We start from the raw sequence: 12,165 nt of genomic DNA, 5'->3' as shown, positions 1-12,165 counted from the left end.
GGTAATGAAGAAAACGCCTGATTTTATTCTCATCATCGTTACACTTGCGTTGTTAACAATCGGAATGATTATGGTTTATAGTGCGAGTGCAGTTTGGGCCTCTTATAAAATGGGGGACTCATTCTTTTTTGCAAAAAGGCAATTGCTATTCGCAGGTCTTGGTGTAGTGGCTATGTTTTTTATTATGAAAATTGATTATTGGGTGTGGCGTACGTATTCAAAAGTAATTTTGCTAGTTTGCTTCATTCTTCTTATTCTCGTTCTTATTCCTGGAGTAGGTCTTGTTCGAGGAGGAGCGCGAAGTTGGATTGGAATCGGGGCATTTTCCATTCAACCGTCCGAATTTATGAAGTTTGCGATGATTATTTTCTTAGCGAAATTTTTAGCGGAACGACAGAAATTAATTACTTCTTTTAAACGTGGTTTACTACCAGCTCTAGGTTTTGTATTTCTTGCTTTCGGAATGATTATGTTACAGCCGGACCTTGGTACAGGAACGGTAATGGTTGGGACATGTATCATTATGATATTTATCTCAGGAGCAAGGGTCTTTCACTTTGCAATGTTTGGTTTGCTTGGTGTAGCAGGATTTGTAGGGCTAATTGCATCAGCACCGTATCGGATGAAACGTATTACATCATATTTAGACCCGTGGTCAGATCCGCTTGGAAGTGGATTTCAAATTATTCAATCGTTACTCGCAATTGGACCAGGTGGACTATTCGGGCTTGGACTTGGACAAAGTAGACAAAAGTTTCTTTATTTACCTGAACCGCAAACAGACTTTATATTTGCAATCTTATCCGAGGAATTAGGTTTTATTGGTGGTTCATTTGTGTTATTATTATTTAGTCTATTATTATGGCGTGGGATTCGTATAGCTTTAGGAGCGCCAGATTTATATGGTACGTTTTTAGCAGTAGGTATTGTGGCGATGATTGCGATTCAAGTAATGATTAATGTTGGTGTTGTAACAGGATTGATGCCTGTTACGGGTATTACTTTGCCGTTTTTAAGTTATGGTGGATCAAGTTTGACATTAATGTTAATGGCAGTAGGTGTATTATTAAATATAAGTCGCCATTCTCGCTACTAAACCCTGTTTTATAAGACAGGGTTTTTCGTATGTGTACGAAGAAACAATATGTATATAGAAATAAATACGACTGTAATAAGAAAAAGAGAAGCGGAGGAGTTAGTAGTGCGTGTATTAGTAAGTGGTGGGGGCACTGGAGGTCATATTTATCCGGCTCTTGCTTTAATAAGAGAAATAAAAAAATTAAATCCGGAAGCAAGGTTTTTATATATTGGTACGGAGAATGGGTTAGAGAGCACAATCGTGCCCAAAGCAGGTATACCGTTTCAATCTATTGTTATAAGTGGATTTAAGCGTAAAATATCGTTAGATAACGTGAAAACGGTGATGCGCTTCCTAAAAGGTGTACAAGATAGTAAACGATATATTCGTCGTTTTAATCCAGATATTGTAATCGGAACGGGTGGATATGTATGTGGACCTGTTGTATATGCTGCGGCAAAATTAGGTATTCCAACTATTGTACATGAACAAAATAGTGTACCTGGTGTAACGAATAAATTTTTAAGCCGCTATGTTGATAAAGTTGCAGTTTGTTTTGAAGCGGCTGCAGAACATTTTCCGCAGTCAAAAGTGGTCATGACAGGAAACCCAAGAGCGTCAGAAGTAATGGATCAAAATGGAATGAAAGGAAAGCGTTCAGTAGGTTTATCTCTTCCTAAAAAATCTGTGCTTATTTTTGGTGGCAGCCGTGGGGCTAGACCAATTAACGATGCTTTCGTAGAGGCAATTGAACAGTTTGGAAATAAAAGTTACGAAATATTGTATGTAACAGGTGAAGTTCATTACGACAAAGTGATGGATGCAGTGAAGCAAAAAGGGAATCCGAATAATGTTATTATTAAACCTTTCATTCATAATATGCCAGAAGTACTTACAGGTGTAGACCTGGTTGTCTCAAGGGCTGGAGCAACAACACTTGCAGAATTAACAGCGTTAGGTAAGCCAAGTGTGTTAATTCCGAGTCCTTATGTAACAAATAACCATCAGGAAAAAAATGCACGTTCTGTTGTCGATAAAGGAGCAGCAAAAATGTTGCTTGAAAAAGATTTAACAGCTGCAACACTTATTCGTGATATTGACGAGATTTTATTAGATGCACAAACATTACAAAATATGAAGCTTGCTGCTGGGCAATTAGGTATTCCAGATGCAGCAAATAAGTTGTATGAAGTAATGAATAAGCTTGTAAAAAAATAACGTTAGGTGAACGCCCTGCATACTACTGTAATAAGGATGCTTAGTATGGGGGAGATTGTTTATGGAGCAATTAGTAAATGAGCTTATAGAAGCAAATGTTGGTCGTGTGTTAGTGGATGAACCGTTAGCACGTTATACAACTATGAAAATAGGTGGACCAGCTGATATTTTAATTGTGCCAAAGCATGTTGCCAGTATTGAAAAAACGTTGCAGTTAGTAAAGAAATATAAAACAAAGTGGACTGTAATTGGTCGCGGTTCGAACCTTCTCGTATCTGATCTGGGTATAGAAGGTGTCGTTATTCGTTTAGGAGAAGGATTAGACCACTTAGAAGTCGAAAAACATAGAGTAAGAGTTGGTGGTGGGTATCCCCTGATTAAATTATCAACTTTACTTAGTCGTCAAGGGTTAGCTGGTCTGGAGTTCGCAAGTGGTATTCCAGGAAGTGTTGGCGGTGCAGTGTATATGAATGCAGGAGCACATAAATCGGATATATCAAACATATTATCAAAAGCTCTTATTTTGTTTGAAGATGGAACAATTGACTGGTTAACGCATGAAGAAATGGAGTTTTCCTATCGTACATCTGTATTGCAAACGAAACGCCCTGGTATTGTTTTGGAAGCTGAGTTTCAATTACAGATAGGAGAGCGTGAGGGAATTGTAAGTGTCATGCAAAAGAATAAAGATTACCGTCGTGAAACACAGCCATGGAATCACCCTTGTGCAGGAAGTGTGTTTCGGAATCCAATTCCATACTTTGCAGGAGATTTAATAGAGAAGGCGGGGCTTCGTGGTTATCAAATAGGTGGAGCTCAAATTTCTGAAATGCATGGGAACTTCATTATTAATACTGGTGGAGCTAGCGCGCAAGATGTATTATCTTTAATAGCATTAGTAAAACAAACAATCAAGGATAAATTTAGCGTAGAAATGCATACAGAAGTAGAAATCATTGGAAGATAACGGTTATTCGTTCCGCTCATTATCATTTATGTTATAATAAGAAGATAAGAACGGCATGAGGAACATGCCGTTCTTTATGTTACGTAGGGGGATCGTACATGAAAAATAGTAAAGTGATTAAACTACAGGATCGTGTACCAAAGTTAAAAAATCAGCAGAAAAAAAACAAGAAAAATGTTAATCATCGGTTGATTTTATACATATCAATTTTATTTTTATTAGTGCTCTTTTTAATTTATTTTCGGTCTCCGCTTAGCAATATAAAAAAGATAAGCGTGTTTGGAAATCATTATATGACAGATGAACAAGTGATGAAGGAATCAGGTGTGACATATGATACAAGTTATTTCCGAGTGACAGCACATAAAGCAGAAGAAAACTTAACGAAACGAAAAGAAATTAAAGCAGTAAATGTAAAGAAGCGTTTTCCAAATAAAATTGACGTTCATATTGAAGAATATTTAACGATTGGTTATATAAACAAAGATGGGAAATTACAACCGTTATTAGAGAACGGGAAAACACTTGATGTACTCCCGAACGGAAAACTTCCTGTTGCAGCGCCAATTTTTGAACCTTTTAAAGAGGAGAAAATGAAGGAGTTAATTGCTGAGCTTGAAAAACTAACACCAACTATTTTAAGGTCTATTTCTGAAATTCGTTATTCACCGACAAATGCGAATGAAGACCACCTTACTTTATATATGAATGAAGGGTATGAAGTGAGCACTACGATTCAAAATTTCGCAAAACGTATGGAAGCTTATCCACTAATGATAAAGCAAATTGAACCAGGTAGAAAAGCTCTAATTCATTTAGAGGTAGGAGCATACCTTAAATATTTAGATGGTGAAGAAAAGGAACAGTAAAATAGCATTTTTTATAATTGTATAAACGTAATTAAGGGACATACGTTCGGTTTGATGTATCTGAATTTACAAGAATGGTTCATTTGATGAAAAATATGTAAAAATTCTTAGATTCATACTAGGATTGGTACAAGTTTCACTTTTCTATGAGTACATCTTAGTGTAGACTTATACTTGGCGGTAATCTTTACACTTGAAATAGAATTATTTCAAGATAAGCAGTTATTCACAGTTTACTGCGATATTCTTAAATGAATGTTAAATAAAAATAAGAAAAATATAGGGTTAAAAAAGGGAAACGTATAAAGACGTTGAATATTTTTCTTATAAATAGTAAAGTTGCGATTGTTGTTCCATATATTGAGTTGTATGGTATAAATAAAGAAGGAGGTGCCAAAGAATGAACAGCAATGAAATATATGTTAGTCTTGACATCGGTACATCCAATGTTAAAGTCATCATTGGTGAAATGGTTAATGACAGCTTAAACATTATTGGTGTTGGAAATGTAAAATCAAATGGTTTAAAGAAGGGATCGATAGTTGATATAGACGAGACTGTTCGATCAATTAAAAAAGCAATTGAACAAGCTGAGCGCATGGTGGGAATCCACATTGAGCAAGTTGTAGTAGGTGTCAATGCAAACCAGGTACAGCTACTTCCTTGTCACGGAGTAGTCGCTGTTTCAAATGAAGATCGTGAAATCGGGAATGAAGATGTCTTACGCGTTCTAGATGCAGCACAAGTTGTGTCAATTGCTCCAGAACGTGAGTTTATTGATGTGGTACCTCGACAGTTCATTGTAGACGGTCTTGACGAGATTAACGATCCGCGCGGGATGATCGGTGTAAGATTAGAAATGGAAGGTACACTTATTACAGGCTCAAGAACTTTACTACATAACCTACTTCGTTGTGTAGAAAAAGCAGGTCTTGAAATTGTTGATATTTGTCTTCAACCTTTAGCGGCTGCAACAGTTGCTATATCTTCAGATGAAAAAAATAGAGGAGTAGCCCTTGTTGATATGGGGGGAGGATCTACAACTTTATCTATTTTTAAAGATGGAGAGTTACAAGCGACGAGCGTATTACCATTAGGTGGAGACCATATAACGAAGGATATTGCGATTGGGTTGAAAACTTCAACAGAAAATGCAGATCAAATTAAGTTGAAATATGGACATGCTTTTTATGATACAGCGTCTGAAGAAGAGATGTTTACGGTTCCTATTATGGGAAGCGATCAAACAGAACAATATTCTCAGTTGGAATTATCGGATATAATAGAGGCTCGTGTAGAGGAAATTTTAATGTTTGTTCAAGATGAAGTGCGTAAGTTAGGAGTAAAGCAAGTAGCTTCTGGTTATGTACTAACTGGTGGAATTGCTTCTATGCCAGGTGTTCTTGATCTTGCATATGATATTTTACATGAAAATGTTCGTATAGCAACTCCTGATTATATTGGCGTGCGTGAGCCCCAATATACAAGTGGAGTAGGATTAATTAAACATTCTTATCAAAAAGCTAAGTTGCGTGGGAAAAATGTGCAGGAAAAACAAGAGCATTTTGAACCAGTACCAGCACCAGCGCCAACGCCGGTACAACAGCAACCTGCGAAACAAAAAACGCGTAATCAAAACAATAATAATCAAAATGATGACCGTATGATGTCAAAAGTAAAACGTGTATTCCGTTATTTATGGGATTAAAATTGGACACGAAAAATGAGGTTCTAGGGGGATTTCGACATGTTAGAGTTTGATACTACTCAAGATCAATTAGCGAATATAAAAGTTATCGGTGTCGGCGGTGGCGGAAACAATGCTGTAAACCGTATGATTGAACACGGTGTACAAGGTGTAGACTTTATCGCTGTGAATACTGATGCACAAGCATTAAATCTATCAAAAGCTGAAACGAAAATGCAAATTGGTGGAAAATTAACACGTGGACTTGGTGCAGGTGCAAACCCTGAAGTAGGGAAAAAAGCTGCAGAAGAAAGTAAAGAACAGATCCAAGAAGCACTTCGTGGTGCTGATATGGTATTCGTAACTGCTGGTATGGGCGGCGGAACTGGAACTGGTGCAGCTCCAGTTGTTGCTCAAGTGGCAAAAGAATTAGGTGCATTAACAGTTGGTGTTGTAACACGTCCATTTACATTTGAAGGACGTAAGCGTGCGACACAAGCGGCATCTGGTATTGCGGCATTTAAAGAAAATGTAGACACACTTATTGTAATTCCAAACGATCGCTTATTAGAGATTGTTGATAAAAACACACCAATGTTAGAGGCATTCCGTGAAGCAGATAACGTATTACGTCAAGGTGTTCAAGGTATTTCTGATTTAATTGCAACACCAGGTTTAATTAACTTAGACTTCGCAGACGTAAAGACAATTATGTCTAATAGAGGTTCTGCTTTAATGGGTATTGGTTCTGGTAATGGAGAAAATCGTGCTGCTGAAGCTGCGAAAAAAGCGATTTCTAGTCCATTATTAGAAACATCTATTGATGGAGCTCAAGGTGTTATCATGAACATTACGGGTGGAGCCAACTTAAGCTTATATGAAGTACAAGAAGCGGCAGACATTGTAGCTTCAGCTTCAGATCCAGAGGTAAATATGATCTTCGGTTCGGTTATTAATGAAGGATTAAAAGATGATATCGTTGTAACTGTAATTGCAACGGGTTTTGATGATACAATTGCAACTCAACCACCAAAACCAATTATCCGTCCGAATGTGAATCACACGCAACAACAGCAACAGCCAGTAGCTCAACCACCAAAACAACGTGAAGTAAAACGTGAAATGAAGCGTGAAGAGCCGGTTGTACATGAGCGTCATTCAGATTCAGATGATATCGATATTCCAGCATTCTTACGTAATCGTCGTAGACGATAAAAGAAAAGGAGCATTTATGCTCCTTTTTTTGTTTTATACAGGGAAAAGATCTGCTAAGCAGGTCTTTTTTTATTGTAATTTTTTATTCCGCTCTTTGCTGGGTAGCCCAATTGGTGCGTACAGATTAAGGTTTCACTTTATCCCGCTTTAATGGGCAGTAAGACCCCACCTCAAAATTCAGCGAAAGCAAAGAAGTTAGGTGGAGGTCGGGCTGCCCATAAAAGCCCGATTGGTGAGGGCTAATAATCAGTGGGGGATGAAGAAAACCCCCACTGATTAAAGTTTCACTTTATATGTAAGAAAAAAATATAGCATTCTATGAAACATATACTTTTATTTTTTACCGACAGATTATGTCTAGAAAGCACAAAATAACAAAAAAACACCTCCGCAAATTGACACACTTTCCTATTGGATATGCATTATACTAGTCTCAACTTAAAAAAAGAGGTGAATTGTTTGGTTGTTTACGCCGACGTTGTTTGGTTGTTAAACGCCTGCATTGATTTTCTTTTACTTTTATTAACAGCTACCGTGTTAAAAAAGAAGATCAAAAGATGGAGGCTTGTGTTAGGGGCATTGATAGGTTCAACCATTGTTATTTTTGCCTTTACTCCTTTTGCTTCTGTGATGACACATCCAATTATGAAACTACTGTACTCGTTACTTATTGTGTATACAGCATTTGGGTTTACAACATTTAGAAATTATGCACAAACTGTTTTTACTTTTTACTTTGTAACCTTTATGGTTGGCGGAGGGTTAATGGGCACTCATTTCTTTTTGCAAACGAATGAAATGGTAAATGGGTTGGTTCAATCTCAATCAATTTCTTACGGTGACCCAATTAGCTGGTTGTTTGTTATTTTTGGTTTTCCAGTCATTTATTATTTTTCTAAAAAGCGGATTGAAAGCGTAGAGGTTACAAAAATACACTATGATCAAATTGTGAAATTGAAAGTTCAATTAGCTGAAGAGGAGCTAGAACTTGCAGGCTTAATTGATAGTGGAAATCAACTTTACGACCCGTTAACGAAAACACCTGTTATGATTATGCATATTTCATCGTTAGAACATTGTTTGCCAGCTTGGTTAACAGAACAAATTTATTCCAAAACAGAAATTCCTCAAATACCAGAAAATGATTCTGGGTGGGCGACAAAATTACGCTTAATTCCTTTCCGAGCAGTGGGAGTAGAAAGTCAATTTTTATGGGCAATTAAGCCAGACAGTGTACAAATTTATCATGAAGGAAGTTCTATTGTTGTGAACAAAGTATTGATTGGGTTAAATACACAACAGTTGTCAACCAATGGAGAGTATCAATGTATTTTGCATCCGAAAATGTTAATTTCACAAAAAATGGTAATCGCTTAATAATGGGAGGCGGGATAATATGATGAAATTAAAATTTTATTTAGTATACCTTTGGTATAAAGTATTGCTGAAATTAGGAATTAAGACCGATGAAATTTATTACATTGGTGGAAGTGAAGCGTTACCACCGCCGTTAACGAAAGAAGAAGAGGAAGTTCTTTTAAATAAATTGCCAAAAGGAGATCAGGCGGCAAGATCGTTACTGATTGAACGCAACTTACGGCTAGTCGTATATATAGCAAGAAAATTTGAAAATACAGGGATAAATATTGAAGATTTGATTAGCATTGGAACAATTGGTCTTATTAAAGCGGTAAATACATTTAATCCAGAAAAGAAAATAAAATTAGCAACATATGCCTCACGTTGTATCGAAAATGAAATTTTAATGCATTTGCGCAGGAATAATAAAAATCGTTCAGAAGTTTCTTTTGATGAACCACTTAACATCGATTGGGATGGAAACGAACTTTTATTATCAGATGTATTAGGTACAGACGATGATATTATTACAAAAGATTTAGAAGCAACTGTGGATCGTCATCTTCTAATGAAAGCATTACATCAATTAAATGATCGTGAAAAACAAATTATGGAACTTCGGTTTGGGCTTGCTGGAGGAGAGGAAAAGACGCAAAAAGATGTAGCGGATATGCTTGGGATTTCACAGTCATACATTTCGCGTTTAGAAAAAAGAATCATAAAAAGATTACGAAAAGAATTTAATAAAATGGTGTAAAGAGTAAGACCAGCCGTTATCTAGGCTGGTCTTATTCTCTTTAGTTGTATGAGGAAGGACAACTAAAATGAAAAATGAAGAGAAAACCGCATGCATAAAATCCCCTTCAAAGGAAATACTTTACACTGTACAGCAACTCCCGATAGGAGGGAACACTTTGACGAGAAACAAAGTAGAAATTTGCGGTGTTGATACAGCTAAACTTCCCGTACTAAAAAATGATGAAATGCGTAAATTATTTCGTGAAATGCAAAGTGGAGAGATAAGCGCAAGAGAGAAATTAGTGAATGGAAACTTACGTCTTGTACTGAGCGTCATCCAAAGATTTAATAACAGAGGAGAATATGTTGACGATTTATTTCAAGTTGGTTGTATCGGACTTATGAAATCCATTGATAACTTTGATTTAGGCCAAAATGTAAAATTTTCAACGTATGCTGTGCCGATGATTATTGGGGAAATACGCAGATATTTGCGTGATAACAATCCGATTCGCGTATCTCGCTCCTTACGAGATATTGCGTATAAAGCGTTACAAGTAAGAGAAAAGTTGATTGCAGAAAATTCAAAAGAACCGACAGCAATGGATATTGCAAAAGTGCTTGAAGTGACTCATGAAGAAATTGTTTTTGCTTTAGATGCAATTCAAGATCCAGTTTCATTATTTGAGCCGATTTATAACGATGGGGGAGATCCTATCTTTGTTATGGATCAGTTAAGTGATGAAAAACAAAAGGACGAGCAGTGGGTTGAAGAGTTAGCTCTAAAAGAAGGAATGAAGCGTTTAAATGATCGTGAAAAAATGATTATTCGAAAACGTTTCTTCCAAGGAAAAACACAAATGGAAGTTGCAGAAGAAATTGGGATTTCTCAAGCGCAAGTGTCACGTTTAGAGAAATCAGCTATTAAACAAATGAATAAAACGATTCAAGGATAAGGTTTCACCATTTATGGTGAAACCTTTTTATATGTCATATAGTTTGTTTGCGCTCATAGTAGGGGAGCTGTGTTCATATAATGAAAATAATATGAGGTTGGCAAGAGGGTGCTTCCTGTTCATTTGAGAAACAATGTTTTTTCGATTCGTCATATATAAGGGAGAGGATGAAAGTGATACGAATTTCGGAATTACAGATGAAAGATATAATAAATGTTTCAGACGGAAAAAGACTGGGTAATATTGGAGATATCGAAATCGATATGAACACAGGAAAAATCGAGTCTATTATTATTTCCAAACAGGCACGTATGTTAGGGATCTTTGGGAAAGATATAGAAATTGTAATTCCTTGGAAAGAAATTGTGAAAATTGGGGAAGATGTCATACTTGTTAGAGTAAATTCTGTTAATTCTGTAACAGAATCAATACAAACACCGACAATTTCATAAAGAATATTACAAATTCCTCTTTTTTTTCTGTTAGGATTATGAAAAAATAAAAGTATGGTAAAATAGACAGGAAGTACCATGCTTTTTTATGTTATTTTAATTAAAAGGAGCCGCTATTATGAGAGAGCCATTTAAATATGTGGACGGTATACTGTATTTACAAGCGTGGAAAGAACTTGGGAACATTACTGCTGGATTTACGACAAAAGATGGTGGGGTAAGTACGGACTCCTTTCATGCGATGAATTTAGGATTACATGTGAATGATATTGCGGAGAACGTTCATGAAAATAGACGCATTTTAGCAAATAAGTTACAAAAACCATTAGAAAACTGGATTTGCTCTGAACAAGTTCATGATCATCATGTTGAAAAAGTGGGAGAACAGGAAAAAGGAAGTGGCGTTTATTCATATGAAGACGGTATTTCAAAAACAGATGGCATTTATACGACTAATAATGATGTTCTTCTAACATCTTGTTACGCGGATTGTGTTCCGCTCTATTTTTATGCACCATCACATGGTATGATAGGACTTGCGCATGCTGGATGGAAAGGGACTGTAAAAGAGATTGCAAAAGAAATGATTCAAAAATGGAATGCAGAAGGGATTTCAAGTGATGAAATTCATGTTGCAATTGGACCAGCAATTGGATCTTGTTGTTACGTTGTTGATGATCGAGTGTTAACAGCAGCAGAGCAAGTAGTAAACGGTTCTGTCCCTTATAAAAAAATTTCTGACGGACAGTATGCAATTAATTTAAAAGAAATTAATCGTATATTATGTTTACAAGTAGGTATAAAAGAAGAGAATATTGTAATGTCATCTCTTTGTACAAGCTGTGAAGAGCAACTCTTTTTCTCTCATCGTCGTGATCAAGGTAAGACGGGGAGAATGTTGAGTTTCATAGGTTTTAAGGAGGAAGAAAGCAAGTGACAGTACAAACAAATTTAACAACTGTAAACGAATCAATTAAACAATCTTGCGCACGAGCAGGACGTTCGTTGCAAGATATTAAACTCGTTGCGGTTACAAAAACGGTAGGAATTGAAAAAACAAACGAAGTAATTGAAGCAGGAATTATCGATTTAGGTGAAAATAGAAATGAAGGTTTCTTACAGAAGTACGAACATTTCGGTTCAAAAGTGAATTGGCATTTTATTGGATCATTACAAACGAGAAAAGTAAAAGAAATCATTAATGAAATCGATTATTTACATTCATTAGATCGTCTTTCACTTGCAAAAGAAATTCAAAAACGTGCGGATAAGAAAGTGAAATGTTTTATTCAAGTGAAAACATCATCTGAAGAATCAAAGCAAGGATTGGCAATAGAAGAAACCGTTTCTTTTATTCAAAGTTTGCAAGAATTGGATAAGATTGAAGTGGTTGGACTAATGACAATGGCTCCGTTTACAGAAGAAGAGGAAGAAATCAGACGCTGTTTTAAGACATTACGTATGCTACAAACAGAGGTGCAGGAGTTAGAATTATTACATGCGCCATGTAAAGAACTATCAATGGGAATGTCTAATGATTACACCATTGCAATTGAAGAAGGTGCTACATATATTCGTTTGGGGACGATTTTAGTAGGAAAAGCGTAAAAGGAAGGAGAATCTTAT

12 protein-coding genes are annotated in these 12,165 nt (G+C 36.2%); all 12 read left to right on the top strand.

Annotation, left to right across the window (positions count from 1 at the left end; all coding sequences use genetic code 11):
- Positions 1-4 precede the first annotated feature (4 nt).
- Complete coding sequence (spoVE, locus tag MR079_RS01210; protein ID WP_000753510.1) at positions 5-1,096, top strand: stage V sporulation protein E; 1,092 nt, start codon at positions 5-7, stop codon at positions 1,094-1,096.
- A gap of 105 nt (positions 1,097-1,201) precedes the next feature.
- Complete coding sequence (gene murG / locus MR079_RS01205; RefSeq protein WP_139866917.1) at positions 1,202-2,296, top strand: undecaprenyldiphospho-muramoylpentapeptide beta-N-acetylglucosaminyltransferase; 1,095 nt, start codon at positions 1,202-1,204, stop codon at positions 2,294-2,296.
- A gap of 61 nt (positions 2,297-2,357) precedes the next feature.
- Complete coding sequence (gene murB / locus MR079_RS01200; protein ID WP_139866919.1) at positions 2,358-3,263, top strand: UDP-N-acetylmuramate dehydrogenase; 906 nt, start codon at positions 2,358-2,360, stop codon at positions 3,261-3,263.
- 98 nt (positions 3,264-3,361) lie between these two features.
- Complete coding sequence (gene divIB / locus MR079_RS01195; protein ID WP_000798234.1) at positions 3,362-4,132, top strand: cell division protein DivIB; 771 nt, start codon at positions 3,362-3,364, stop codon at positions 4,130-4,132.
- Between the two features lie 400 nt (positions 4,133-4,532).
- Positions 4,533-5,840, top strand: coding sequence for a cell division protein FtsA (gene ftsA, locus MR079_RS01190; RefSeq protein WP_001087553.1), 1,308 nt, complete (start codon positions 4,533-4,535; stop codon positions 5,838-5,840).
- A 39-nt stretch (positions 5,841-5,879) separates the two neighbouring features.
- Positions 5,880-7,034: a cell division protein FtsZ gene (gene ftsZ, locus MR079_RS01185; RefSeq protein ID WP_000888991.1), complete on the top strand. Its 1,155-nt coding sequence runs from the start codon at positions 5,880-5,882 to the stop codon at positions 7,032-7,034.
- A 459-nt stretch (positions 7,035-7,493) separates the two neighbouring features.
- A complete protein-coding gene (gene spoIIGA, locus MR079_RS01180; RefSeq protein WP_242293326.1) occupies positions 7,494-8,411 on the top strand; it encodes a sigma-E processing peptidase SpoIIGA in 918 nt (305 codons plus the stop codon).
- Between the two features lie 19 nt (positions 8,412-8,430).
- Positions 8,431-9,150, top strand: a complete 720-nt coding sequence (sigE, locus tag MR079_RS01175; RefSeq protein ID WP_000976948.1) for an RNA polymerase sporulation sigma factor SigE — start codon at positions 8,431-8,433, stop codon at positions 9,148-9,150.
- 157 nt (positions 9,151-9,307) lie between these two features.
- Positions 9,308-10,087, top strand: a complete 780-nt coding sequence (sigG, locus tag MR079_RS01170; protein ID WP_000197753.1) for an RNA polymerase sporulation sigma factor SigG — start codon at positions 9,308-9,310, stop codon at positions 10,085-10,087.
- Positions 10,088-10,254: 167 nt separating this feature from the next.
- Positions 10,255-10,539, top strand: coding sequence for a YlmC/YmxH family sporulation protein (locus tag MR079_RS01165; protein ID WP_014893538.1), 285 nt, complete (start codon positions 10,255-10,257; stop codon positions 10,537-10,539).
- Positions 10,540-10,657: 118 nt separating this feature from the next.
- Complete coding sequence (gene pgeF, locus MR079_RS01160; RefSeq protein WP_139866923.1) at positions 10,658-11,476, top strand: peptidoglycan editing factor PgeF; 819 nt, start codon at positions 10,658-10,660, stop codon at positions 11,474-11,476.
- Entirely contained in the window at positions 11,473-12,147 is a 675-nt protein-coding gene (locus tag MR079_RS01155; protein WP_016718318.1) for a YggS family pyridoxal phosphate-dependent enzyme, read from the top strand. Before pgeF ends, MR079_RS01155 begins: the two co-directional genes overlap by 4 nt.
- Positions 12,148-12,165: the final 18 nt, after the last annotated feature.

Source organism: Bacillus cereus group sp. BfR-BA-01381, assembly GCF_022663555.1.
Taxonomy (GTDB): domain Bacteria; phylum Bacillota; class Bacilli; order Bacillales; family Bacillaceae_G; genus Bacillus_A; species Bacillus_A pacificus.
Note: the sequence above shows the minus strand (reverse complement) of the source record. Positions and strands in the feature narration are given on the sequence as shown.

Bases quoted from the DNA above. Each gene is read 5' to 3' on its own strand.
- divIB (WP_000798234.1), top strand. From the start codon at position 3,362: ATGAAAAATAGTAAAGTGATTAAACTACAGGATCGTGTACCAAAGTTA.
- ftsA (WP_001087553.1), top strand. From the start codon at position 4,533: ATGAACAGCAATGAAATATATGTTAGTCTTGACATCGGTACATCCAAT.
- MR079_RS01165 (WP_014893538.1), top strand. From the start codon at position 10,255: ATGAAAGTGATACGAATTTCGGAATTACAGATGAAAGATATAATAAAT.
- sigE (WP_000976948.1), top strand. From the start codon at position 8,431: ATGATGAAATTAAAATTTTATTTAGTATACCTTTGGTATAAAGTATTG.
- spoVE (WP_000753510.1), top strand. From the start codon at position 5: ATGAAGAAAACGCCTGATTTTATTCTCATCATCGTTACACTTGCGTTG.
- ftsZ (WP_000888991.1), top strand. From the start codon at position 5,880: ATGTTAGAGTTTGATACTACTCAAGATCAATTAGCGAATATAAAAGTT.
- murB (WP_139866919.1), top strand. From the start codon at position 2,358: ATGGAGCAATTAGTAAATGAGCTTATAGAAGCAAATGTTGGTCGTGTG.
- pgeF (WP_139866923.1), top strand. From the start codon at position 10,658: ATGAGAGAGCCATTTAAATATGTGGACGGTATACTGTATTTACAAGCG.